The sequence below is a fragment of the Pseudoalteromonas sp. H71 genome (assembly GCF_001468485.1).
Classification (GTDB): Bacteria; Pseudomonadota; Gammaproteobacteria; order Enterobacterales; family Alteromonadaceae; genus Pseudoalteromonas.
The window spans coordinates 26,837-50,398 of sequence record NZ_LODI01000013.1 but is presented as its reverse complement, the minus strand read 5'-3'; the positions used below and the strand labels follow the sequence as shown (position 1 = coordinate 50,398).

Below are 23,562 nucleotides of genomic sequence, written 5' to 3'. Positions count from 1 at the left end.
TTAATCTTCTAATAGGTAAGCAACTTTGTATTTCAAAGTTTTGAGTGAGTCTTCGGTGAATAACAACATTAAATCACAGTTTATATCGTGATTTTCAATGCCGTAGCTAATCTCAATTGCAAGTGTTCGCTGCCAGCGAGACTTGTTTGCTTTTACAAGTTCAGAAACATCTCTGTGTTGGCCTAAAACAATTGGGTGGCCTTGACTAAACGACATGTCGAGTTGTTTTGAAAGCCCAGTTAAAATAGCACCAATTAAAATGTTACTAATGTCCATCAGTAACTCAAGCTCTACGTTATCGTTAAGCACACCGTCGTAGTTCATCAAAGACGCAATTTCTTTAAAACTGGAATCATTTAATAATAAAAGCGCCTCTCCCGATACACCACCGCCAATAAAGCCTTGGCACACACCAGATGTAGAGGCGTTATTATCAATGGAGCGAAGCGCCATATCAAGTTCGCTCACCTCTAAAATATTGACATTTGGAATGGGTAATTCAACAAACACATTGAGTAATCTTGCAAGCAAGTCGCCTGCTTGCCCCATAGCAACGTTTGTAAGTTCTTGGTAAATATCTCTAACATCAGGGTCAACTTGCTCGCCTAATGAGTGAGATAAGCGCTCACGCATGGCCTTATCTTTAATTCCATGATGCTCTATTATTTCGGCAAGCTTTTCTGGTGAGCAAGGTTTTTGAATAAAATCGATAGCACCCAAGTCTAGTACACGCTGATGAGCGTTAGGTTGTATGTCTCCAGACACAACAACGGTGAGCAAATTTAACCCTAACTCTTTCATTGCCATTAACACTTCATACCCGTCCATTTCAGGCATATTAAGATCAAGGAATAGAATTTCTGGTTCAACAGCTTTTATTTGCTTTATACAATCAACACCGTTAATTGCAAACTCAACTTTTATGTCCCAATCTTCCGGCAATGAGCGAGCTAATTGACGCCTCGCTAATTTGGAATCATCACATACTAATACTGATGTTGGCATACTATCTCTCTATTTTTAAACCAAGTATTAACATCAAAAAATGATAGTGGCTTTTTATTTTTATTATTTAAGATATTTTTTGTAACTATATGTTAATCAAAGTTTCAGCCGTTTACAATTTAAAATCTCATAATTAATTCTTACTGAGCAAGAACGTATAATCTCTTGGTTACTTATACGCAGTATAATACACTGTCACCCATTGCGTTAATTTAAAAGGAAATACCTTATGTTTCGTTCGCTCGCGTTTGTGCTGAGTGCATTTTGCTCCGTTGCTTTTGCAGCCGATTACCCAGAAAATATCCTCGATGCAGGTAAAGTATCGGTCCAAGGTAAACCAATTACTTTAATGGGCAAAGGCGTAGTTATAGGGGATAACGCTCCTGACTTTAAAGTAGTTGATGGTAATTTTACGCCAGTAACACTTAACGATTATAAAGGGCAAGCTTTACTAATTAGTGTAGTACCAAGTTTAGATACAGGCGTGTGCAGTTTACAAACAAAGCATTTTAACGAAAAAGTGGCGCTGCAATTTCCAAGTATTGAAATATTGACTATCAGTGCTGATTTACCGTTTGCCCAAAAACGATTTTGTAAAGCAGAGAACATAGATAAAGTTATCACATTATCTGATTCGGTATGGCGTGATTTTGGCCAAAAATATGGTGTGATTATAAAAGATATGGGGCTTCTAACGCGCTCTATTTTTATACTCGATAAGAGCCATAAAGTGGTTTATAAGCAATTGGTGAATAACCTATCTACCGAGCCCGAATACGACAGCGTAATAGAAAAACTTAAAACTTTATAAGTGTCTAAATAAAAAACCGCCAACTGGCGGTTTTTTTGTTATTAGGCTTAGCCTAACAGCTCACCTAATTGTTGGCTTACTGCTTCAACGGCTTGTGTACCGTCTAGTTTGTGGTACTGGGTGTTACCCGATGCAGCTTCTGCTTGGTAGTAATCAACCAATGGCATCGTTTGCTCGTGGTAAATACCTAGACGTTTACGCACTGTTTCTTCAGTGTCGTCGGCGCGAACAATTAACTCTTCGCCCGTCTCATCATCTTTACCTTCCACCTTTGGTGGGTTGTAAACAACATGGTAAACACGACCTGAACCAGGGTGAACACGACGTCCGCCCATACGTTCTACAATAATTTCATCAGCTACATCAAATTCAATAACGTGATCGACCACTACGCCATTTTCTTTCATTGCATCTGCTTGTGGAATAGTACGTGGGAAACCATCTAGTAAAAAACCTTTTTCGCAATCAGCTTTAGCAATACGCTCTTTCACTAAACCAATAATGATATCGTCAGAAATTAGCTGACCTGCGTCCATTACTTTTTTTGCTTCTAAGCCAAGTGGAGTGCCTTCTTTAATAGCAGCACGTAGCATATCGCCAGTCGAAATTTGTGGAATACCGTACTTGTCCATTAAAAACTGAGCTTGAGTGCCTTTACCTGCACCCGGCGCGCCCAAAAGAATAATGCGCATATCATTGTCCCCTAGTATGAGAGTTTATTTTAAAGCCTGAATTCTTCCATAAGCGCCGCTGATACTCAAGCAACTTATACTAATTGCCTACTTTGTAGCGTATAAAAAAAGGAAGCCTAGGCTTCCTTTTTAAATATGTACACAATTTATACTTTTATTTGCTTAGCTCTAACATTAATTTATTTAGGCGTGTAACAAATCCTGTTGGGTCTTTTAATGTTCCGCGCTCTGCAAGTAATGCCTGGTCTAATAATACATGTGACCATTGTGCAAATTTATCTTCATCCTGCTCGTCATTTAAATGCTTAACAAGTTGGTGCTCTGGGTTTAATTCAAACACAGGTTTAGCCTCTGGTGCTGCTTGGCCAACAGACTCCATTAACTTTTGCATTTGCGAGCTCATGTCGTTCTCATCACTTACAACACAGGCTGGAGAATCGGTTAAACGATGCGTAAAGCGCACGTCTTTAACATCTTCACCTAACGCTGTTTTAATGCGCTCTACTAAGCCTGCCATCTCTTTTTCAGACTCTTCTTGGGCTTTCTTAGTCTCTTCATCATCAAGCTTACCCAAGTCTAAGTCACCACGTGTGATTGACTGTAGTTGCTTATCTGCAAACTCAGTTAGGTGGCTCATCATCCACTCGTCAACACGGTCACTTAGCAATAATACTTCGATGCCTTTTTTGCGGAAAATCTCTAAATGCGGCGAATTTTTAGCGGCTGTAAAGGTATCAGCTACCACGTAGTATATTTTTTCTTGGCCTTCGTTCATACGCTCAACATATTGTTCAAGCGACACATCTTGCGTTTGCGAATCAGTATGAGTTGAAGAAAAACGAAGTAGCTTACAAATCGCTTCTTTATTTGCTGCGTCTTCCGCTGGACCTTCCTTCATTACCTGGCCAAACTCATTCCAAAATACTTGGTAATCGTCAGCTTTGTTTTTCGCCATACGCTCAAGCATTTTAATAATACGCGAGGTACACCCTTTACGAATCGCTTGCGTTACTTTGTTATCTTGTAAAATTTCACGCGATACGTTCAATGGTAAATCGTTTGAGTCTAATAATCCTTTTACAAAACGTAAGTAGCTTGGCATAAACTGCTCAGCATCATCCATTACGAATACACGTTGTACGTAAAGTTTTAAACCACTTTGGCGTTCACGGTTCCATAAGTCGAAAGGTGCTTTTTTAGGGATATATAAAAGGCTGGTGTACTCTGTTTTACCTTCAACTTTATTATGTGCCCAGCTAAGTGGATCTTCCCAATCATGGCTTACATGCTTATAAAACTCTTTGTATTCTTCATCAGAAAGCTCAGACTTATCACGTGTCCATAATGCGGTTGCGCGGTTAATGCTTTCCCACTCACCCGGTACTGCTGGAATTTTTTCGCCATCTTCGCCTTCAGATTCTGGTACTTCTGCTTTGTACATTTGTACAGGCGTAGAAATATGATCCGAGTATTTAGTCACAATACCACGTAGGCGGAATTCGTCAGCAAATTCTTTTTCGTCATCACGAAGGTGTAAAATAATTTCGGTACCACGGCCTTCTTTTTCAATTTCTTGCAGCGTGTACTCGCCTTCACCTTGTGACTCCCACTCATAAGCAGTTGTTTCGCCAGCTTTGCGTGTGCGAACAGTCACTAAATCAGCAACAATAAATGCAGAATAAAAACCAACACCAAACTGACCAATAAGTTGTGAATCTTTACTTTGATCGCCCGTTAAGTTTTTGAAAAACTCAGCGGTGCCCGATTTTGCAATAGTACCTAAAGAGTTGATAACTTCTTCACGGGTCATACCGATGCCGTTATCTGAAATAGTGACGGTATTGGCCTCTTTATCTGCACTAATACGAACGCGTAGGTCTGCATCGCCTTGGTAAAGATCACCATTTGAAAGCGCTAAAAAACGTAACTTGTCGGCTGCATCTGATGCGTTTGATACAAGCTCACGTAAAAAGATCTCTTTATTTGAATAAAGAGAATGAATCATTAAGTTTAATAGTTGTTTTACTTCTGTTTGAAAGCCTAATGTTTCTTTTTGTGCTGCAGTCATTTATATATCTCCAATTAGCAAAGTGTCTGCGTTATGCACTTAATATGGGGGGAGCTAATAGAACTTCAAGGGAAAAAATTAAAAAATAAAAATGTAATGTTAATTCACACTAAAATGGGCTTGGGCAATGGATGTGAATTGCTTGATTTGTAGTGGGATGTTCAAAAAACAGATCGCTTGCATGCAACTGTAGACGTTTTGATAGCTTTTCACTTTGTGCATTCTTATACAGGTCGCACCCTAAAATAGGGTGGCCTATAAAATGACTATGTATGCGTAGCTGATGAGTACGCCCAGTCAAAGGAGAAAAGCGTACATAAGTTCTAACAGGGTTAGTAAGGCGCTCTATAACCTTAAACTCGGTAACAGCAGGCTTCCCCTCTAGCTTGCAGATTTTTACACGCGGAAATAGTTGTTTATCTTTAGCTATAGGGGCATCAATTTGCCCTTCATCAGCGCTAATACATCCCTCTAGCATTGCCACATAATGCTTTTCTACATTACGTAGTTGAAACTGTTTATTTAAGCGCTTTGACGCCAAATCGTTAAGACTTACAAGCATTATTCCCGATGTGCCTAGATCTAATCGATGAACTAATTTAGCGTTTAAAAAGGGCGGCGTTAACCCTTTTTGTCCATTTACTAAGCGATAATGTACTGAATCCCAGTTTACTGGATTTTTCCCTGATAAACTCAGTAACCCACTGGGCTTATTAATAACTAAAATATCGTCATCTTCATACAAAATACTAAACGTATCTATACATTTTGGCGCTATAAAATTGTCGATAATAGGGTTTGTTTGGCTACTATTCATGCCTATTAATCGTTATTTTTAGAATGAAGTTGTTTTAAATCAAGTACACGTTCGCGCAGGTTATCAGCTTTTACTTTATTTGCTGAAACAGGCTCGCCAACTGACACCGATACTAACGACCACTTCAAGCGGGGTAATTGCCACTTAGTTTTACGGCTAAACATACTGCCCCATAACCCACCTAAATGCACAGGCACAACAGCAACATGTGTTCGCTCAATTATTCGCTCTATGCCTCTTCTAAACATATCAATGCCACCATCATCGGTTAGTTTACCCTCAGGAAAAATACCCACAAGCTCGCCGCGTTCAAGTGCCTCTGCAACATCGTCAAACGCTTTCTTAAAGGCTTCAGGGTTTGCTTTTTCACTGTCAATGGGAATTGCTTTGGCCATTTTAAATAACCAATGCAACGCAGGAGAATAATAAATGGGCGCAAAAACCATAAAACGAATTGGCCTTGGTGATGCGGCTAAAATAAACATCCAATCAACAAAGCTGACATGGTTTGCAACAATAACCGCTGCACCTTGCTCTGGAATGTTTATTTCGCCTCTGGTTTTCACGCGATACATACAAATAGCTAAAATATAGATAATAAAGCGCAAGAAAAACTCAGGTACTTTGGTATAAATATACACTGAGATCAGTAAATTTAACCCCGCAAGTAAAAGCAGTAGCTCCGAAATACTCCACTGTAAAATAGACAATGTCACAATACTTAAAATCGCACTACACACCATAAACAACGCGTTAAGTACATTATTAGCTGCAATAACCCGAGACCGACAGGCTTCTTCTGTTCTTTGCTGTATCAATGCATATAAGGGAACAGTGTAAAAGCCTGATGCTATTCCAATGCCTGCCATCCAAACAAAGTGCCACTGCATATCGCCGGTATTTATTACTTGTTTTAAAGTTAATAATTCATCGCTTTGCATGCCATAACTTATAATGTCGGGCTCTTGGCTAAGTAAGTATAAAAATAGAGTAATTAAAATGGCGCCGAAAGGCACAATGCCTAATTCTATTCGCGAACGCGACAGCTTTTCACATAATAAAGAACCTACAGCGATACTTAACGAAAACACTACCAGCGCACTCGTAACCACCAATTCATTCCCACCCATAACGTGCTTAACATAGTTTGGCAATGTGGTTAACACTATGGCGCCAATTAGCCAAAACCAGCTTATTCCTAATACTGATTTACCCACAGACTCTGTTTGTGAATTAAGGGCTGAAAACACATTTTTTGTAGAAGCATATATATTGTAAGTAAACGCTAAATTAGGTTCATTGGCTGCACTCATAGGAATAAAGCGGCTACTTAAATACCCCATTACAGCGAGCACAAGTACAGCAATACTAATAATTGCAGGGCCTACGTTTTGCGTAATGTAATAAGTGCCAAAAATTGTCCCTAGTAAAATAGCAACAAAGGTGCCCGATTCAACTAAGCCATTCGCTTTTGTTAACTCCTCTGGTCCAACGTGCTGAGGTAAAATAGAGTATTTTAAGGGGCCAAAGAACGTACTTTGAAACCCCATAAAAAATATGGTTGTGAGCATAAGCCATATGGACTGGGTATAAATTGATAGTGCACCCACAACCATAATCGGTATTTCGCACAGTTTTACACATCTGATTAATTTTGATTTCTCTGTTTTTTCAGCAAGCTGCCCTGCCATACCCGAAAATAAAAAAAACGGTAAAATAAATAGCCCGGCAGCAATATTAGAATAGAGCGCGCCATCGGCAAGCGTGGCGGCTTGAAAAACTAATAAAATAAGGACCGATTGTTTATATACATTGTCGTTAACGGCAGAGAAAAACTGAGTAATAAACAGAGGTAAAAACCGTTTACTATTGAGTAAACCGCTTTGATTTGTTGAATGCGTTTTCATTGTGATCCTTACGTTTTAACTCTAAATAAACCTATCTCAAAAAGGGCTTTGATTACTTAGCCGTCAAATTAACTGCATACTATTTTTAGCTAGCTTACCTTAAAAACAAAAAAGCCTACATAAATTAATTACGTAGGCTTTTACATATCTTTTCAAACAGTCGCTTTAATGAACTATTCTTGTGTAACCACGCGGCGACCACTAAATGCATGCATTAGGGTTCTACCATCAACTAAATCAAGTTCGCCTCCAACCGGAATACCGTGCGCTATTCGCGAGGCACCCACATTATTTTTGTGGCAAAGCTGAGCAATGTAGTGGGCTGTAGTCTCGCCTTCAACACTTGGGTTAGTTGCTAATATTACCTCGTTAATACCACCTTGAGAAAGTTTTTGCTCTAAAACATCCAAGCCTATTTCTTTAGGACCAATGCCATCAATCGGTGATAAATGCCCCATAAGCACAAAATATAAACCTAAGTACTGACCGGTTTGCTCAATGGCAAGCACATCAGTAGGCGACTCGACGACACACAAAATACCACTGTCTTGGCGTTTTGTGCTTAGACAAATATCACATTGTGGTTGCTCACAAAAGGTACGGCAAGACTGGCAATGACCTATGGCTGTCATCGCTTTTGTTAATGCGTTACCCAATTGCGCACCGCCTTTACGATCACGTTCAAGCAAGTGAAATGCAATGCGTTGTGCAGACTTAGGGCCAATACCTGGCTGGCAACGTAATGCTTCAATAAGCTGGTTTAAACTATCTGAAAGTTGCATTATTATTTAGAACGGCATTTTCATACCTGGTGGTAATTGCATACCGCCAGTTACTTTGCTCATACGCTCTTGTGTTTCTTCAGCCACACGGCGCACAGCATCATTACACGCTGCTGCAAGTAAGTCTTCAATCATGTCTTTGTCGTCTTCCATTAGGCTTTCATCAAGCTCAACGCGACGAACATTGTGGTTACCAAGCATGGTTACTTTAACTAAGCCTGCACCCGCTTCACCAACAACTTCCATTGTTGCAATTTCGTCTTGGGCTTTTTGCATGCGCTCTTGCATTTGCTGCGCTTGCTTCATCATGTTACCCATTCCACCTTTAAACATAATTTTCTCTCTTTCTTTTAATCTTTAATTGTCATGAAGATAAGGGCGATTGTATAGAATTACAATGCCTGAATACTGTTTTCGTCAATTTCGGCACTAAATAGTTGTTGAAATTGTACTATATTTTCGTCGCTAGTGATCACATCAATTGCTTGCTGATGACGCCCTGCATCTATTTTTTGCTGAATTAAGTAAGGCGAATCGATAACTCCTTGAGCAAAGTTTATACTCAGCGATACATTGTGATCGTAAATACTCGATAGTGCGGCATCAAGTTTTTGACGAAGCATGGGAGTATCGAGATGTTTTTGCGACTCATCAACATCTATATGTAAATTACTTCCCTGCTTTGTAAAAATTGAATGCAGCGCAAATTGGCGCATTCGTCCGCCCAGCCCCATGCGTTTTATTAAATAAGCCCACTCATCTTGCTGATGAGCAAACTTTATTTCACTTATAGGACTTTGAAAATCGTCGGGGACTGGAATACTTTCCTCTTGCGGAGCTGGAGTTGGCACACTTTGAGGATTAATTTGTTCCAATAATTCAGGCGCTAAATTTTCAGTGATTGTTTGATGCTTAGCTTTAAAATCAACTTTCTGTGCGTTTGCAGCGACTACACTTGGGCGTTGTATTTGGCTCCCGCTAACAGGGAGCTCAGGCTTTTTTTCATGCTCGCCTATATTGTAGTTATCCCACGGCGGTGGGTTAGCAGATCCCGTTGGAGGCGCAGGGATTTGTTGTTCTGTATTATCAAAATGGCTTTGTCTATCTTTATTAGTGGCTTCGCTTTGCTGTGCAATTGGCGAACTAACCGGCCTATTACTTTGCTCCCTAGTGTCAATTTCTGGTTTTTTGGGAACTGGCGGCTGGGCTATGTTATGTCCCGATAACCGCCCTGAACCTGATATATTTCTGTCACGTAAGATTCGCGCAATGGCTGATTGTGCCTGAGACTCTTTATCATGCAGTGAAGATGAATCGGTAGATGATTGTTCGCTTTGCGATTCAACCTGTTGCGATGCGCTTTGAGGTGATTCGTTTACCTGCTGATCACTGTGAATGTGAGGATTAAAGCCTTGGTCTAGCGCGCTGCTCATTACGTCATCAAATTGTGCAGATAATGTTTGCTCCACATCACTGTGCTGCATGTAAGCTTCATTTTCGCTGTTACGCTGTGCTTGATCGTCGCTTAATTGCTCTTTAGGCGTGTTTTGGCTCGCTTCAGTTTGAGCCTCTTCAGTTTTAACCTGTACATGCTCTACTTGCTCAGAATCAACAGGCCTGTCGATGACACTCGGTGTCACTTCCGCTTGCTGATCGATAGTTACAAGCGATTTTTCGGCTGATTGCTGAATATTACTTGTGTCACTGTGTTCAGCAGGGTTATTGCTGTTTTCAGGTTTTTTTTTACTTAAAATATCACGCAGTGCATTAGCTCGGCTTTCAGTATCACTTACCGATGATTGAGGCGTATTTATCACGCTCTGCTGAGTGTCGTTTCCTGCAGGTTGAAATGCAAGCAACCTCAGTAAGATCATTTCAAAACCTAAACGTGGCTCAGGGGCCCATTGTAAATCTTTTTTACCATTTAACAGTAACTGGTAATAAACCTGAACTTGCTTTGCACTGGTGTGCTCTGCGACGTGTTTTATGTAATCAGCATTGGTTTCATCAAGCCCAGCGGCTTGAGGCACTAATTGGGTAAGCTGAATTAAATGCGTTAATGAAATTAAATCATCAAGTAACGCTATATAATTTGGATTTTTGCTCGCCACATTGGCTATTTCGCTCATGAGCGCTGCGCCATCTTGGCTCAGCAATGCCGCTAATAAACTTTGGCTGTAGTGTGTATCCATTAAACCAAGCATTGCTTGAACCGCTTGGTTATTAATATCACCATTCGTTTGTGCTATAGCTTGATCGGTTAAGCTAAGTGCATCGCGCATACTGCCATCAGCAGCTTTTGCAATAATGCTAAGTGCATCGTTATCAAAGCTGAGTTGCTCTTGCGTTAATACGTGTTGGAGCTGTGTTTTAATTTCACTTTGCGACAAAGCGTTTAAATTAAACTGTAGACATCGCGATAAAATAGTGACGGGTAACTTTTGGGGATCGGTTGTTGCAAGTAAAAACTTCACATGCTCTGGCGGTTCTTCGAGCGTTTTTAAAAGCGCATTAAAACTATGCTTTGAAAGCATGTGAACTTCATCTATTAGGTATACTTTATAACGCCCACGCGTAGGTGCGTATTGAACATTATCAAGTATTTCACGCGTATCTTCTACTTTAGTACGAGAGGCAGCATCAATTTCTAGTAAGTCAATGTAGCGCCCTGCTTCAATATCTGTACAGCTGCTACATTGTCCACAAGGAGATGCCGAAATACCTTCGTCGCAATTTAAGCTTTTTGCAAAAATACGCGCAATAGTTGTTTTACCAACACCTCGGGTTCCAGTGAATAAATACGCGTGATGCAGTCTATTTTGTGTCAGCGCGTTTACAAGCGCTTGTTTAACATGAGACTGCCCAACCAATTCATGAAAGGTTTGTGGACGCCATTTTCTCGCTAGAACCTGATAACTCATCGATTATTCGCCTTCGAATTCAACCAACTTTAAGATTTTGATACCCATTTTCTCAATGCGTTGTTCGCCACCTAATTCAGGCAGTGATACAACAAATGCAGCATCAGTCGCTTCACCACCTAGTTTATTAACTAGTTTAGCGGTCGCTTCAATTGTTCCGCCTGTTGCTAAAAGATCATCAACAAGAAGCACTTTGTCACCGGGTACAATTGCATCAACATGAAGTTCTAGCGTGTCTTCACCGTATTCTAACAAGTAATCTTGGCGAATAACTTCACGCGGTAATTTGCCAGGCTTACGCACAGGAATAAAAGGAATACCTAAAGCATAAGATAAAGGCGCTCCAAAAATAAAGCCACGAGATTCTGTGCCAATAATTTTTGTAAAACCTTGGTCTTTATATTCGGTTATGAACGCATCAATAGTGGCTTTAAACGCTTCAGGATTTGCCATTAATGTAGTTACATCGCGAAACATAATGCCCGCTTTTGGATAATCAGCAATTGTGGTAATGCTGTTTTTAATAATTGCTGGTGTTACTTGAGTCATAAGTTTTGCTGCTCAATGGTTGATATTACAAAGCAGGTGATTATAACCTTAAGTGAACTTTAATTGCGAGTTTGCTGTGACTTTAACAAAAAATTGAAGGGTTATAGAGGATAGAGAGGCAAAGCATTAAGGCTGATGTTGACAACAGCCTTAAGCTATAAATACGTTTTAGGTTAAGCTAGTGATCCAACCTAAAATTGCATTTAAACAACCAATACCTGCAAATACCGCTAGAAAAGCAATAAAATAAGTAGCGTTAAACGGATCTTTAAAGTCTTTATCATCTGACATGGTACAACCTTTTATTAAGCACGATAAATAAGGCTGCCATGATAGACGATGTAAAAACATCAATAAAGGCCTTAATCTTGATTTTTTGTCACGATTACACCACGTTCAATCAGCGCATTGATTGTCACAAGTGCCCCTTGTGTTATTTGCTCTTCGTTAAACTGAGGTGCCTGATTAATGACCTGTTGACACAGGTTATCAAATGTAATGCCTTCAACGCTTTCAATGATAGAGAGTAATAAAGCCGTCATTGCATTGGTTGCTAAAAATTGTACATCGTCTTCTTCATCTCTATAAACAACAAAATAGTTAGGTACAACCGATGGCGCTTTTGGCCGGACTTGAGCGCTAATAGTTTGCACTGGAAATTGGTAACTCAAATTTCTCGCTAAGCTTGATAAAAATAATGGACTTTTAGTTAAAGCTGTTTGTTGTAGTTTTTTCTCGTTAGGGTCTTCGTTTGCTATTGAGACGTCAAGCTCTATCCATTCATAATGCGCAAGCTCTAACATAAAAGCAGGATCATATTTTTTCATTTTATAATTACCGGATAAGTAATGAATAAACTCCCCTGCAATATCTAAAAAATAGGGTGATTGACAATCATATTCACTGAAAAACTGCCTGACCAGCTTTTTCCACTGTTTGTCACTGTAGAGGGTTTTTAAGACCGGATATCCAGAAGAAATGAATCCTTCAATATTATTAAAGAACAGGTCGCGATATATAGCCATACGTCTATCTTCAATATCAGTTGGCTTTTTATTTTTTTTTGGCTCACGTATGTGCGCCATAAATTCATTTTGTACATCTGTAAAGCTCATAGCTGAGTACCCACTGCTTAATTAAAATTCGCTTTAAGCATGTTTTTTTGAACGCCCATAATTCAAATGCTTTTGTTGTAATTGATAAATAATATCAAGCTCTTTAGTTAATGCATGCATTGAAGGAATATTAAAGTCACGCTCGAGGAGAGTCGCAAATACACCATGAACGCTATACGCTTTATCGAGCAGCTCCCATACGGGATCAATCACATCAGCACCATGGGTATCGACAATTAAGTCATCAGCCTCATTATAATGCCCCGCGACATGCCCGTAAGCTATTCGCTTTGTAGGTAAGCCGGCTAAAAAAGTATTTGCGTCATAACCATGATTTATCGAGTTAACATAAATATTATTTACATCAAGCAACAATTTGCAATCTGCTTGCTCTAAAATTTCATTAGTAAATTCAAGTTCAGTTAACTCTTGGCCTGGCGCACCGTAATAAGATATATTTTCCATCGCAATAGGTCGTTCAAGCATGTCTTGTACTTGCTTAATTCGGGGCACAACGTGCGCAATTGCCTCTTCGGTAAAAGGGATGGGCATTAGATCATACATATGTCCTTGACCAGAGCAATAACTCAAATGCTCACTAAACATTTTAATGTTATACTGATCAAAAAAAACTTTTAACGATTTAATAAACTCAATATCAAGCGGCTCTGGCGAACCAATTGACAAAGACAAGCCATGACACACAAAATTATTAGCATCGGTTAATGTTTTAAATTGCTTTTTAAATCGGCCGCCCAGTTTTAGCCAGTTTTCAGGCGCGACTTCCAGAAAGTCAATTGGCTGTGGGACGTGTTCTAATAACTCATCTAGCATTTCGCGGCGCAAACCTAGGCCGACCATTCCAAATTCAGTACTATGCATTTGTGTCATAAGTGCCTCTGATATTAACAAAAAAGGGCCATTGGCCCTTTAGCATAACTTAATTAAATTAAGAAATTAACGGCCACCACATTTACCTTCGCCACACTTGCCCTCTTTTTTACCTTTTGCGTCGCCACCACATTTACCTTCGCCGCACTTGCCTTCTTTTTTACCTTTTGCGTCGCCGCCACATTTACCTTCGCCGCACTTNCCTTCTTTTTTACCTTTTGCGTCACCGCCACATTTGCCTTCACCGCACTTTCCTTCGGCAGCATCTAATTGGTAACCAGAAACAAGTTGCTGAAATTCAAACGGGTTTGCTTGTACATCGGCAGATACAAAACTCGCAGAACCCACGACTACTGCACCTAATGTTAATGCGATTGTATTATTTTTTACTGTATTCATTATATTTGCTCTCTATACTCAATGTGTGTAAATCATCGCAATGTAAATATCGTTTTAGATTGCGTGTATGTTTAAGTAGACCTGTGATGAAATAAAAACTTTCATTTTTATTTTATTTAATCGAAAAAATTTGCATCATGCGTTCTCGCTTTAACTATGAGTAACAATTACAGATTTATCAATATGCAATTTACAGGTAAACTAAGCACCTTATTTTTAAAATATAATCGCTTTATGAAACTTGTTTTAGCACCTATGGAAGGTGTTGTAGATTTTAAAATGCGCCAATTGTTAACTGACCTCGGTGGGTTTGATTTATGCGTGACCGAATTTGTAAGAGTGGTTCAAGCACGCTTACCTGAAAAAGTATTTTATCGATACTGCCCAGAACTAAATAATAATGGCTATACCCGAGCAGGCACCCCGGTGCGTATACAATTGCTTGGCCAAGAGGCGAATCCATTAGCTGAAAACGCAGTCAGGGCGATTGATTTGGGTTCTCATGGTGTTGACCTTAATTTTGGATGTCCTGCGAAAACAGTTAACCGCAGCCGCGGTGGTGCCGTTTTGCTTAAAGATCCCGAGCATATGTATACCATAATTAAAGCAGTTAGAGATGCGGTAGATTCAAAACATGAAGTGAGTGCAAAGATACGTTTAGGATTTGATGACGACAGTAAAAGCCAAGAAATTATTGATGCGGTTGTAAGTGCTGGTGCTAATAGCGTTGCGATTCATGCCAGAACAAAACGCGATGGATACAACCCGCCAGCATATTGGGAAAAGATACCGCCTATAATAAAAGGAAAAAATATTGCTGTTGTTGCAAATGGTGAAATATGGCAAGTTGAAGACGCAATGCTATGCCAAAAAAGAAGCGGTTGCAGTGACTTAATGCTTGGCAGGGGCGCACTATCTCACCCTGATTTAGCAAAAAAAATAAAAGCGCATGTCAACAATGAGCACTATGAGGGTTTAGAGTGGGAGCATGTTCTCTATCACTTAATTCACTCAGCTATTCATCATGATCCAGCTAAAGATGAAAAATATTTTGCATCTAGAACTAAACAATGGCTAGGTTATTTAAAGCGTCAATACCCACAGGCAATAACGTTATTTGATGAAATTCGTAGGTTAAAAACCAAAGAAGACGTATCTGCAGTTTTAAAAAAATATGCAAAAGCACCACAACTTGATTCAAATCATGACAGTTAATTAAATGCAATTAGATAATAACAGTATAACGAGCAGTTAATGTAAAAGGGTTATGCTGATAATGAACCACCAAAAGCGCTTATATGATGAACTAACACAAGTTAAATCAAACATACTTGTTATGCTTTCTAAATCGTCTCATCCTGACCACCAAGGTTTAATCACAACATTAAGACATACAGCAAATAATGAATGGTTAGACCTTGCTGCAAAGAAGCTCGGTCCTGAGTATGCTAACTTAATTAACCGTATGACTATGCTAGAGGCCGCAGTGAGTCAAATTGATATAGGTCAGTATGGCTACTGTTGTGATTGTGAAGAAAAAATCGCAACGGCGTTGCTTCAAGAAGACCCAGCAACACAACGTTGTACAACGTGCGACATTAAAAGGACATCGAACTAATTATTGAAAGTCATAAGCTATAACCCTCTTTAGTTGGTGCCTGCTGAGCTTTTGAGGTTAAAATTTGTTTAAACGGGGTACGAAATTTATTGGCCTATAGGCAAAGTAAAACCTCTGTACCCTACTCATGCCAGTTAACGAATTGTACTTAAGGCAACTAATAATAAGCTGCCCTAGGACGGGCTAAAAAAAAGAAGCAACCCATGTTTAAAATATACGCTGCGTAATTACCTATTAAATGATAGGTATCTTCACCCAAGGCTTTGCCTTACCAAAAGTCTCGGCAGATAAAAAATCCTAGATTAATGACAAACCTGTCCACAAAAACTAAACGATTGACCTGGATAAAGAATAATATCTTCAACTAAGTATTGCGCGGTCTGTTCTGGCACTTTAAGACGCTTTGATAAATTAACTTTAGCCTGAGCAATCGTCCATGCGTGGTAATGAATACCTATATCTGTTTCCATCATTGCAAGCATGAGCAACTTATCCTTATTAGACAATTTTGCTTTGCTAGCCATAGCGGGCAAATCTAAGTAATGTGCTTGCCAGTCAAGTCCATTAATCAATGGCTCTTCAGATAAATACTGCACTACAAACGATTTAATATGATTTTGTGCAAATTTGGCATTAATAACTGCACTTTCCAGAACTTTAAGTTTTTCGTTAATAATAACAACCCACTCTAGAGGTGAATTAACTGCACTACCATAATAATTGAGTTTACTCTGATACCACTCTGAACCATTAGAAAGCCCTCTTAAACCAACACTTCCTCGAGGCTTATAGTTGGCCAAATAGTTAGAAAAGGCCCTGATGTGGCTTTTAATTGCCCCTTGTGTAGCCTTGTTTTCAATAGCTTGCGCTACATATTCCTGTAGTAAAGCATACTCTAACTTATTTAGTTTTAAATTACTTTGCTTAGCAATTTCTAACTTAGCTTGGGTAAATTTAAGCCACTTTATAGTCTGCTCAACAGTGCTAGTGGAGTGTTTAAATAAGCTCATATTATTTAAAACATTTACTTGGGCTGGCCAAGGAAAAAACCGCTCAGGAAACCGCTCTGCAATAACCAAATAATTAACTTGAGTAATTTGATTAGGTGTTAACTTCATCGTCATCAATTGCTGATAAATAGCATGACGGTTATCAAGATATTCGTTCGAATAAACGATATTTTCATCTGTAAATTTTTTATTATTTGTTCCCTCTTCTAATACCAACGCAGTATTTAAAGACTTTAAGGCGCTTCGTGCCTCATCAAAAGAACTAAAACTATCACTCTTATCAGTACAGCCAATCAGAAACGCACACAATAATAATGATAAAAAAAACGTTTTATACATAGTAATCCTAATAAAAAAAGCCCCAGAGGGGCTTTTTAAAAGTTGCTAATGTTAGCTAAAATTAAATTTTAACACCGTTGCGAGCGGCTTTATCTTTAATGTAGGTAGACCAACCTTTTGCAAACTTACGTGTGCGTGGGTCATCCATAGCTTTAACAATAGCAGCATAAGCTTGCTTATACTTGCCTTGGTAGTAATACGCTTCAGCTAAATCTGAATATATAGTCCCTTTTTTGTCAGAGCCAAGCTCTAACGCCTTGTTCAAGCGAACAACGGCAGCACTAAACTTCTCAGATTGTAAAAGTAATGAACCTGCTTTGCGGTAAAGCTCAGCGTCGTCATCAAATTTAGCAGCTTCTTCATAATACTTAGCAGCTTTCTCTATATCTTTAGAGCGATGATAGTTACTTGCAACCGCGTTGACATTTTGCTTAGTACGTTTAACTTTTTCTTCTTTAATTGCCTTTTCAAGCGTTACAGCCGCTTTGTAAGGAATTTCATTTAAAGAATAAAAGTTAGCAAGTACTTTATATTCAACTTCGTTTTCAAAGTAACCGTTTTTGAAAGCCACTTCCATTGTTGCAAGGCCTTTTTGATATTCTTCGGTTTGTAGGTAGTATTTACCTAAACCAACCCAAGCTTTCTTATCATCAGGCCAAACTTTAACAATTTCTTCACCCACTTTAACCATATTTGCATAATCTTTAGTTTCAAAGTATGCACCAAGTTTAAGCTGGTAAGGGCCTTTGTTAGGCTCTTTTTGAAGCGCTATTGCTTTGTTAGCAGGCTCAAAAACATCACTGAATTGCTCTAACTGAAAGTTAGCTTGCGCAATACGAGTATATACAGTTGGATCTTCCTCACCTGTGAAGTCCATCCATGCTGTGTATGCTTTTTTTGCTTCTTTGTATTTTTCAGTACCCGCGTACAAATCACCTAATAACTTAAGTGTTTGTTCGTGGTCTGCAAAGTTCAAAATATCAGGCGCTACTGCTAGCTTGCTGTATTTGATTGCATCAGCGTAGTTTTCTTTCTGCGCGTACATGCTACCTAAGTAACGATTTACAGTCGCTTTATCAAACTCATCTGAAGGGTCAATCTCTCTCAGCAATACAATCGCTTCGTCAACTTTTTCTTCGTTATACAAGTCAAACGCTTTAATTACTTTTTTACCAGTACGCTCGCCCATGATCTTAGTTTTTGCTTTCTTACGCTCTTCAATTTTCGCGTAATCTGGCGCCGCTAATACAGATGAACTTAAAGTTGCACCTGACACAGACATAAGAATTGCAAGAGCAGTTACTTTAGATAAATTTCTCATTACTCGCCTCCTTAGCCTTGGTTAAGTTTAAAATCTAGTTGAACTTGTAAACCAACTTGTTTTTGTGGCTTACCGTCAATGATTTTCGGACGGTATTTCCACTTACGAAGTGCACGTTTAGCTTCACGGTCAAAGATACGTTTAGGCTCTGCGTCGATTACATCAACATCAATAACCCCACCTAACTCATCAATTGTGAACGAAAGTTGTACCCAACCTTCTTTACCATCACGCGCTGCTTGCGTTGGATATTTTGGTTCAATACGAACGATAGGTGTCGCATCACCATCTCGTCCAAATGCACCTGGACCACTTAGTCCACCAGCAGAACTCCCTACGTCGATGCTTGGCATGTTAAATGACATTGCACCTGGGTTGGGATTAGTATCCGGCTGTGGCGGCTGCGGTTTAGGCGGCTGCTTTGGCGGTGGCGGAGGCGGAGGCGGTACACGCTTCCTCTCCTGCACCTTAGATTCAGGCGGATTCGTCATAATTTCGACTATGATCTGCTCTTTTTGTTCCGTATTACGGTCAGCCCCACCAGAGATGAGGTAAGCCATGAAGTAGAACAAGCCGAAAGTAACTGCCCCACCTGCAATCAGTGAAAACAGAAAACGAATCATTACTGATCTCCAGCTATTGAAATTCTTAGGTTATCGCCCGTCGCTTTAATCTGGTCCATAACTTTAACCACTGTGCCGTGTTTTGCTTCTTTATCAGCTTGCAAAATTACAACGTCAGTAGGTTGTTCTGCTAATAAGCTTTCAATCTTCGCTGAAACACGTTCAACGTCAACTTGCTGCTTATCAATCCAGATTGCGCCATCACTACGTATAGCAATAAAAATGTTAGCATTTTTTTGCTTCGTAGCTTGGGCAGCTTTAGGTTTATTGACCTCGATACCAGCCTCTTTAACGAACGATGTAGTTACGATAAAGAAAATAAGCATGATAAATACGATGTCAAGCATTGGTGTCATATCTACCGCTGCTTCTTCTTCTTCACGAAAACGTTGTTTACGTGCCATATTTAATTCTCTCTCTAGTGATGAGGCATGCTATCTACAAGTTTGGCTTTCACCATTCTCGCTCTTGCCTCAAGGCGTGAGCTAAAGAAAACTCCAGATAGTGCCGCAACCATTCCAGCCATTGTTGGGATTGTTGCCATTGAAATACCTGATGCCATTAAACGTGCATTACCAGTACCTTGAGTTGCCATGGTTTCAAAAACCGCGATCATACCCGTTACAGTTCCAAGTAAGCCTATTAAAGGACAAACAGCTACTAATGTTTTAATCAACAACATACGCTGATCTAATTTTTCAGACGCTTCAGAAATCCATGCTTCACGGATTCTGTGTGCGTACCAAGACGTAGTGTCTTGGCGGGCATCCCACTTTGCAACAATATCCTTCGTTAAACGAGGAAACTCTGCAAGTAAGAACCAATAGCGCTCAATCATTAAAACCCACATCAGAAAGAGTGCTATCGCGACCACGTATAAAACCTGGCCGCCTGTGCCAACAAAATCCCTGATAGATTCCCATATCTCCATCAGGACTAGCATTAGGCTTTCTCCTTCTCCGCGTGAGTAGCGATGATACCAGCGCTTTGCTCATCAAGGATATGTAATACCGACTTACTACGACCTGCAACAATAGAGTGCAATAGGATAAGTGGTAGTGCTGCAATTAGACCTAGCGCTGTAGTTACAAGTGCTAGAGAGATGTTACCAGCCATGATCTTCGGATCGCCCGTACCGAACAATGTGATTGTTTGGAACGTTAAAATCATACCGATTACTGTACCTAGTAGACCTAGTAATGGTGCGATAGCAGCAAGGATCTTGATGATGTTGATACCAGCTTCAACACGTGGAGTTTCACGTAGAATCGCTTCATCAAGTTTAAGTTCAAGGTTTTCAACATCTTGAGACTTGTTGTCATGATACACTTTAAGAATACGACCCAGAGGGTTGTTTGTATTCGGTGTAGACAAGTTCTTAAGTTGTGATTTGATCTTAGAAGTAGTAAGCGCTAAGTCAATGAAACGAACTAAGAAGATTAATAGGCCTACAGCAAGTAATACAGTGATGATGTAACCAACTTCAGCACCTTGCTCGTAGTATTCCATTAACGTTTTCTTCTGCGTATTAATACGTAAGATAGCACCGCGTGTAGGGTCAATGTAAACGCCCGCGTAGCTATCAGAAGACGTTGCTTCTAGGTTAGAAATGCCATCTAGAATGTAGCTATCAGGTTGTTTACCTAAAGGCTGGATAGACTTTGTTTCTGGTGAATAGATTAAGTAACCTTCGTCAGCAACTAAGTTAAAGTTACCAATACGAGTGATTTTCTTAACCGCAGTGTTTCCGTCAAGACCAGCAACTTCAGATTCAAAAGTAGAAACTTTTGCTGACTCTGTCATTTCTGTTTGAAGTGAAATCCAAAGCTCTTCTAACTCACGAACTGTTGGAAGTTCTTTAGCGGCTGCTAGTGAACGAAGTACTTCAGCACGGCCTGGTTTTTCAGCACTTACTAAAGATGCTTCAATTGAACCAATTGCGTCTTGCGCTGCACGACGTACAACACCAAACATCTCACCTAACGTACCTTGCGCGTTTTGTAGAGCTTGCTCTTTTTCCGCTAAAGTATTTTCGTTTTGTGCATATTGCTTAGCTAAAGAGTCACCACGTGCTTTTTCAGCAGCTAGTTGGCTTTTCGCTTTATTAAGTAAAGATTGCTTGTCAGCACGCTCTGATAAGAACTCTTGCTCACGTTGCTTGTTGATTTTACCTTCAGAGATACGCTCTTGCTTAACTTGCTCAAGAATTTTGTCTAAAGCGTCAGTGTTTGCGTGTGCGTTAAGCGCGGTACCTGCAGAAACAGATAGTACTGCTGCAACAGCAAAACCTTTAAATAGTTTCTTCATTATTGATTACTCCGCGCCAAAGATTGGTAGTTTAACAAGTTCTAGTGTCGCTTGCTTACGTGCCATGCGGATCACTTCTTTAACAGGTTTTAGGTATTCTTCACCTAATTCTTTCCACTGTTTAGTGTTGTTATCCCATACCCAAGCATGTTTCAAGTCAAAAGACTGAGCAACATAAGTAATACGACCTAAACGACCGATATCTACGTTGATGTTTTTGCCATCAATTTCCAGCGTACCTTGAGAAGCAGTTACTGCAGAGCTGTATGCTGTTTCAACTGTGTAAGCTTCAAGAACCTGACGGAATTTTTCAGACGTAGTAACAGAAGCTGATGCCATAATGTCACGAAGTCTTTCAACACGGCCTAGGCGCGTTTCAAGATTGAATGGAACGTCCGCTTTGATGAATTGCTCAAGCGTATCGATCATGCGATACATCAAAGGCACAACGTTTTGTTTAGTGTTATCGATAGTCGCGATTTGACGATCGAACGATTCAATCGATGCATTTTGGTCAGCGACCAAACGTGCTACGTGATCGTTGTACACTTTCATAAGTTCAGTCTCATCAACGATGCTACGGTACTCAGCGATTAGCTCTTGAGTTTGACCGTATACATTGTCAATTTTAGTTTGAGACTTAACAGCAGCCTTTTGAATTGTTTGACCTGCTTTTTGCACGTCATTCAAAGGATCTGCAATCACATTGCTGCTTGCAAATGCAAAAGCGCCAACCAACGCAGTTGCTACAAGACTCTTTCTGATTTTAACAGACATAGTTCCCAACCAATTAAGTAATGTTACTTTTATAATTTAATTATCCTCCGAAGAGAACAACCCTGATATCTTTTAATAGATATCAACCTTTCAATAATGCTAAATGCAATAAGCGCTGTCAACTTGATGTTGGAGGTAATTAGCAAATAAATCACCTACCGATGGACCACATTAAAGTAGCACCAATAAAATGTTAACATTATTGCAACCAACTGTATTATCAACACTCCTAGCAAACCCCAATAAGGTTGATGTTTGACTGGATAGACCTCTAAACAAACAACATAAATGCAACATTTAGTTCAAACTAGATATATGTAAAAAAAAAATAAAAACATTTAAAAAAAAACTCTTTTAGAGGCTCTATTTGACGTTTTTTTATCATTTTTTAGCACTTTAACTCAGAAAAAGAACGGTTTAACGCACAAAAATCAAACGTTACACATATTGAAAGTTGTAAAGCTAATAGAGGGAATTCAATATCGAATTTGTGAAGGTTTTTTCGCACTCAAAAACTATAAGCAGCGTTCTAAACTGATGGACGAAATAAAATCTCATTAATGGCTTCGGCTAAATCAAAATTAAAACAGACTTTCTTTAGTTAATTATTTTCATGAAGCTTAAACCGAGTCTTTATCTATGTTGACTGTATATTACTTATTAGCTCACTATCCAAACTCAAAGTTTTGACGATTAACCATATAATCTAGTTTAAAGCTGAGTTTTGTAAATATTAATACTTTAAAACTTACAAGTTAACCTAGAAGAGTTACGAAAATATTAGAACTTTATAGGAAGCACAAAATTAATAATGCATAAATACTGTTTAGCATATTTAAATTGAAATCAGGTTTCTAACAAAATTAAGACATATAGTGGTCTTTTGGGATTTAGATATAAGAAATGAGCGCTATTAATGATTGGAGGTATTGAGCTTTTTTAGTATGATAGCGTTTTAAGGGATGATGGTGAAACAGAGACCTGCTTCACCAAGATGAACATGAGTTCACATAATTAAAATTATGCTGCTTCAACGTTCTCAGCTTCAGGGCCTTTTTGACCTTGTTTGATGCTGAATGTCACTGCTTGACCTTCGCTAAGAGTGCGAAAACCAGAACCAGAGATTGCGCTGAAGTGTACAAACACGTCAGGACCGTTTTCTTGTTCAATGAAACCAAAGCCTTTAGCTTCGTTGAAAAACTTTACTTTACCAGAAACCGACATACTAAATTTTCCTGTAAGTCAATAATTAAAAATTCTGCCACGTTATTGTGGCAATAGCCTCCTTGAGTCAATGCTCATAAAAATAGAGGTATAGTACAGGAACAAGTAATAACCTAACTGGTAACCTTAAACGCAGCACAATATCCGTAAATTCAATTCATAAAAACTCAAAGCAAAGTAAGATTAACACATTCTATTTTTTTTCGCTCTATTAATTGAAAATAATTTCTAAAAAAACTTACCCCGTGAGTAAAAACAGATAAGACTCTGATTAAAATAAAATATTATTGTAATATTTATTACAAAACCCTAATAAAAATACAGCAATTGCTAACCCTTTACAGGCTAATTACTGTTCATACTAAAACAAACAAGAAATAATTATT

23 protein-coding genes and 2 pseudogenes are annotated in these 23,562 nt (G+C 39.2%); 3 read left to right on the top strand and 22 right to left on the bottom strand.

The genetic code is table 11. The annotated features are described in order from the left end of the window. Nucleotides 1–1,005 carry a response regulator gene (locus ATS71_RS07770; RefSeq protein ID WP_058404306.1) on the bottom strand — a complete coding sequence of 335 codons (1,005 nt, stop codon included), beginning with the start codon at nucleotides 1,003–1,005 and terminating at the stop codon, nucleotides 1–3. Nucleotides 1,006–1,234: 229 nt separating this feature from the next. Here ATS71_RS07770 and tpx point away from each other — a divergent pair, with 229 nt between their 5' ends. Then, nucleotides 1,235–1,816 carry a thiol peroxidase gene (tpx, locus tag ATS71_RS07765; RefSeq protein WP_058404305.1) on the top strand — a complete coding sequence of 194 codons (582 nt, stop codon included), beginning with the start codon at nucleotides 1,235–1,237 and terminating at the stop codon, nucleotides 1,814–1,816. Between the two features lie 47 nt (nucleotides 1,817–1,863). On the opposite strand, the gene adk is transcribed toward tpx, so the two are convergent. From adk to ATS71_RS18935, 13 genes and pseudogenes are all read right to left on the bottom strand, one after another. Further along, the gene (adk, locus tag ATS71_RS07760; protein WP_058404304.1) at nucleotides 1,864–2,508 is read right to left on the bottom strand and encodes an adenylate kinase; all 645 of its coding nucleotides are present in this window, start codon (nucleotides 2,506–2,508) and stop codon (nucleotides 1,864–1,866) included. A gap of 154 nt (nucleotides 2,509–2,662) precedes the next feature. Further along, a complete protein-coding gene (htpG, locus tag ATS71_RS07755) occupies nucleotides 2,663–4,576 on the bottom strand; it encodes a molecular chaperone HtpG (RefSeq protein WP_058404303.1) in 1,914 nt (637 codons plus the stop codon). 109 nt (nucleotides 4,577–4,685) lie between these two features. Continuing rightward, the gene (locus ATS71_RS07750) at nucleotides 4,686–5,393 is read right to left on the bottom strand and encodes an RluA family pseudouridine synthase (RefSeq protein WP_058404302.1); all 708 of its coding nucleotides are present in this window, start codon (nucleotides 5,391–5,393) and stop codon (nucleotides 4,686–4,688) included. A 5-nt stretch (nucleotides 5,394–5,398) separates the two neighbouring features. Beyond that, nucleotides 5,399–7,300 (bottom strand): MFS transporter, encoded by a 1,902-nt coding sequence (locus ATS71_RS07745; RefSeq protein ID WP_058404301.1) that lies wholly within the window; start codon nucleotides 7,298–7,300, stop codon nucleotides 5,399–5,401. Between the two features lie 173 nt (nucleotides 7,301–7,473). Next, entirely contained in the window at nucleotides 7,474–8,082 is a 609-nt protein-coding gene (gene recR, locus ATS71_RS07740; RefSeq protein ID WP_058404300.1) for a recombination mediator RecR, read from the bottom strand. A gap of 6 nt (nucleotides 8,083–8,088) precedes the next feature. Then, complete coding sequence (locus ATS71_RS07735; RefSeq protein ID WP_006792396.1) at nucleotides 8,089–8,415, bottom strand: YbaB/EbfC family nucleoid-associated protein; 327 nt, start codon at nucleotides 8,413–8,415, stop codon at nucleotides 8,089–8,091. A gap of 59 nt (nucleotides 8,416–8,474) precedes the next feature. Next, complete coding sequence (gene dnaX, locus ATS71_RS07730; protein ID WP_058404299.1) at nucleotides 8,475–11,003, bottom strand: DNA polymerase III subunit gamma/tau; 2,529 nt, start codon at nucleotides 11,001–11,003, stop codon at nucleotides 8,475–8,477. A gap of 3 nt (nucleotides 11,004–11,006) precedes the next feature. Further along, nucleotides 11,007–11,552 (bottom strand): adenine phosphoribosyltransferase, encoded by a 546-nt coding sequence (gene apt / locus ATS71_RS07725; protein ID WP_058404298.1) that lies wholly within the window; start codon nucleotides 11,550–11,552, stop codon nucleotides 11,007–11,009. 168 nt (nucleotides 11,553–11,720) lie between these two features. Continuing rightward, the gene (locus tag ATS71_RS19330; protein ID WP_008132255.1) at nucleotides 11,721–11,843 is read right to left on the bottom strand and encodes a hypothetical protein; all 123 of its coding nucleotides are present in this window, start codon (nucleotides 11,841–11,843) and stop codon (nucleotides 11,721–11,723) included. Nucleotides 11,844–11,914: 71 nt separating this feature from the next. Beyond that, a complete protein-coding gene (locus ATS71_RS07715; protein WP_058404297.1) occupies nucleotides 11,915–12,667 on the bottom strand; it encodes an HvfC family RiPP maturation protein in 753 nt (250 codons plus the stop codon). Between the two features lie 33 nt (nucleotides 12,668–12,700). Next, entirely contained in the window at nucleotides 12,701–13,558 is an 858-nt protein-coding gene (locus ATS71_RS07710) for an HvfB family MNIO-type RiPP peptide maturase (protein ID WP_058404296.1), read from the bottom strand. A gap of 72 nt (nucleotides 13,559–13,630) precedes the next feature. Then, a pseudogene (locus ATS71_RS19415) lies at nucleotides 13,631–13,759 on the bottom strand (HvfA family oxazolone/thioamide-modified RiPP metallophore); the annotation flags it as partial. Between the two features lies 1 nt (nucleotide 13,760). Beyond that, nucleotides 13,761–13,957: pseudogene (locus ATS71_RS18935) on the bottom strand (hypothetical protein); the annotation flags it as partial. Nucleotides 13,958–14,191: 234 nt separating this feature from the next. Here ATS71_RS18935 and ATS71_RS07700 point away from each other — a divergent pair. After that, entirely contained in the window at nucleotides 14,192–15,172 is a 981-nt protein-coding gene (locus ATS71_RS07700) for a tRNA-dihydrouridine synthase (RefSeq protein WP_058404470.1), read from the top strand. 61 nt (nucleotides 15,173–15,233) lie between these two features. Continuing rightward, a complete protein-coding gene (locus tag ATS71_RS07695; RefSeq protein ID WP_058404294.1) occupies nucleotides 15,234–15,575 on the top strand; it encodes a TraR/DksA C4-type zinc finger protein in 342 nt (113 codons plus the stop codon). Between the two features lie 302 nt (nucleotides 15,576–15,877). Here ATS71_RS07695 and ATS71_RS07690 read toward each other — a convergent pair whose 3' ends face one another. From ATS71_RS07690 to ATS71_RS07655, 8 genes are all read right to left on the bottom strand, one after another. Next, on the bottom strand, nucleotides 15,878–16,924 hold the full coding sequence (locus ATS71_RS07690) for a hypothetical protein (protein WP_058404293.1): 1,047 nt from the start codon (nucleotides 16,922–16,924) through the stop codon (nucleotides 15,878–15,880). A 61-nt stretch (nucleotides 16,925–16,985) separates the two neighbouring features. After that, nucleotides 16,986–18,245: a tetratricopeptide repeat protein gene (locus tag ATS71_RS07685; RefSeq protein ID WP_006792386.1), complete on the bottom strand. Its 1,260-nt coding sequence runs from the start codon at nucleotides 18,243–18,245 to the stop codon at nucleotides 16,986–16,988. 11 nt (nucleotides 18,246–18,256) lie between these two features. Then, nucleotides 18,257–18,868 (bottom strand): energy transducer TonB, encoded by a 612-nt coding sequence (locus ATS71_RS07680; RefSeq protein ID WP_010557583.1) that lies wholly within the window; start codon nucleotides 18,866–18,868, stop codon nucleotides 18,257–18,259. Beyond that, nucleotides 18,868–19,272: an ExbD/TolR family protein gene (locus ATS71_RS07675; protein WP_006792384.1), complete on the bottom strand. Its 405-nt coding sequence runs from the start codon at nucleotides 19,270–19,272 to the stop codon at nucleotides 18,868–18,870. The genes ATS71_RS07680 and ATS71_RS07675 overlap by 1 nt, the downstream gene beginning before the upstream one ends. A gap of 14 nt (nucleotides 19,273–19,286) precedes the next feature. Then, nucleotides 19,287–19,811, bottom strand: a complete 525-nt coding sequence (locus ATS71_RS07670; RefSeq protein WP_004588135.1) for a MotA/TolQ/ExbB proton channel family protein — start codon at nucleotides 19,809–19,811, stop codon at nucleotides 19,287–19,289. Next, nucleotides 19,811–21,175: a MotA/TolQ/ExbB proton channel family protein gene (locus tag ATS71_RS07665; RefSeq protein ID WP_006792382.1), complete on the bottom strand. Its 1,365-nt coding sequence runs from the start codon at nucleotides 21,173–21,175 to the stop codon at nucleotides 19,811–19,813. Before ATS71_RS07665 ends, ATS71_RS07670 begins: the two co-directional genes overlap by 1 nt. A gap of 6 nt (nucleotides 21,176–21,181) precedes the next feature. Beyond that, entirely contained in the window at nucleotides 21,182–21,952 is a 771-nt protein-coding gene (locus ATS71_RS07660) for a DUF3450 domain-containing protein (protein WP_058404292.1), read from the bottom strand. Between the two features lie 1,020 nt (nucleotides 21,953–22,972). Next, the gene (locus ATS71_RS07655) at nucleotides 22,973–23,176 is read right to left on the bottom strand and encodes a cold-shock protein (RefSeq protein ID WP_006792379.1); all 204 of its coding nucleotides are present in this window, start codon (nucleotides 23,174–23,176) and stop codon (nucleotides 22,973–22,975) included. Between the last annotated feature and the right edge of the window lie 386 nt (nucleotides 23,177–23,562).

What these genes read in the sequence shown, in the direction of transcription:
- ATS71_RS19330 (WP_008132255.1), bottom strand. Translation starts at nt 11,843, where the DNA reads ATGTCAGATGATAAAGACTTTAAAGATCCGTTTAACGCTACTTATTTT.
- htpG (WP_058404303.1), bottom strand. Translation starts at nt 4,576, where the DNA reads ATGACTGCAGCACAAAAAGAAACATTAGGCTTTCAAACAGAAGTAAAA.
- ATS71_RS07695 (WP_058404294.1), top strand. Translation starts at nt 15,234, where the DNA reads ATGAACCACCAAAAGCGCTTATATGATGAACTAACACAAGTTAAATCA.
- ATS71_RS07735 (WP_006792396.1), bottom strand. Translation starts at nt 8,415, where the DNA reads ATGTTTAAAGGTGGAATGGGTAACATGATGAAGCAAGCGCAGCAAATG.
- ATS71_RS07745 (WP_058404301.1), bottom strand. Translation starts at nt 7,300, where the DNA reads ATGAAAACGCATTCAACAAATCAAAGCGGTTTACTCAATAGTAAACGG.
- ATS71_RS07715 (WP_058404297.1), bottom strand. Translation starts at nt 12,667, where the DNA reads ATGAGCTTTACAGATGTACAAAATGAATTTATGGCGCACATACGTGAG.
- apt (WP_058404298.1), bottom strand. Translation starts at nt 11,552, where the DNA reads ATGACTCAAGTAACACCAGCAATTATTAAAAACAGCATTACCACAATT.
- ATS71_RS07750 (WP_058404302.1), bottom strand. Translation starts at nt 5,393, where the DNA reads ATGAATAGTAGCCAAACAAACCCTATTATCGACAATTTTATAGCGCCA.
- ATS71_RS07675 (WP_006792384.1), bottom strand. Translation starts at nt 19,272, where the DNA reads ATGGCACGTAAACAACGTTTTCGTGAAGAAGAAGAAGCAGCGGTAGAT.
- ATS71_RS07665 (WP_006792382.1), bottom strand. Translation starts at nt 21,175, where the DNA reads ATGAAGAAACTATTTAAAGGTTTTGCTGTTGCAGCAGTACTATCTGTT.
- ATS71_RS07670 (WP_004588135.1), bottom strand. Translation starts at nt 19,811, where the DNA reads ATGCTAGTCCTGATGGAGATATGGGAATCTATCAGGGATTTTGTTGGC.
- adk (WP_058404304.1), bottom strand. Translation starts at nt 2,508, where the DNA reads ATGCGCATTATTCTTTTGGGCGCGCCGGGTGCAGGTAAAGGCACTCAA.
- ATS71_RS07680 (WP_010557583.1), bottom strand. Translation starts at nt 18,868, where the DNA reads ATGATTCGTTTTCTGTTTTCACTGATTGCAGGTGGGGCAGTTACTTTC.
- recR (WP_058404300.1), bottom strand. Translation starts at nt 8,082, where the DNA reads ATGCAACTTTCAGATAGTTTAAACCAGCTTATTGAAGCATTACGTTGC.
- dnaX (WP_058404299.1), bottom strand. Translation starts at nt 11,003, where the DNA reads ATGAGTTATCAGGTTCTAGCGAGAAAATGGCGTCCACAAACCTTTCAT.
- ATS71_RS07710 (WP_058404296.1), bottom strand. Translation starts at nt 13,558, where the DNA reads ATGACACAAATGCATAGTACTGAATTTGGAATGGTCGGCCTAGGTTTG.
- ATS71_RS07690 (WP_058404293.1), bottom strand. Translation starts at nt 16,924, where the DNA reads ATGTATAAAACGTTTTTTTTATCATTATTATTGTGTGCGTTTCTGATT.
- ATS71_RS07700 (WP_058404470.1), top strand. Translation starts at nt 14,192, where the DNA reads ATGAAACTTGTTTTAGCACCTATGGAAGGTGTTGTAGATTTTAAAATG.
- ATS71_RS07655 (WP_006792379.1), bottom strand. Translation starts at nt 23,176, where the DNA reads ATGTCGGTTTCTGGTAAAGTAAAGTTTTTCAACGAAGCTAAAGGCTTT.
- tpx (WP_058404305.1), top strand. Translation starts at nt 1,235, where the DNA reads ATGTTTCGTTCGCTCGCGTTTGTGCTGAGTGCATTTTGCTCCGTTGCT.
- ATS71_RS07685 (WP_006792386.1), bottom strand. Translation starts at nt 18,245, where the DNA reads ATGAGAAATTTATCTAAAGTAACTGCTCTTGCAATTCTTATGTCTGTG.
- ATS71_RS07660 (WP_058404292.1), bottom strand. Translation starts at nt 21,952, where the DNA reads ATGTCTGTTAAAATCAGAAAGAGTCTTGTAGCAACTGCGTTGGTTGGC.
- ATS71_RS07770 (WP_058404306.1), bottom strand. Translation starts at nt 1,005, where the DNA reads ATGCCAACATCAGTATTAGTATGTGATGATTCCAAATTAGCGAGGCGT.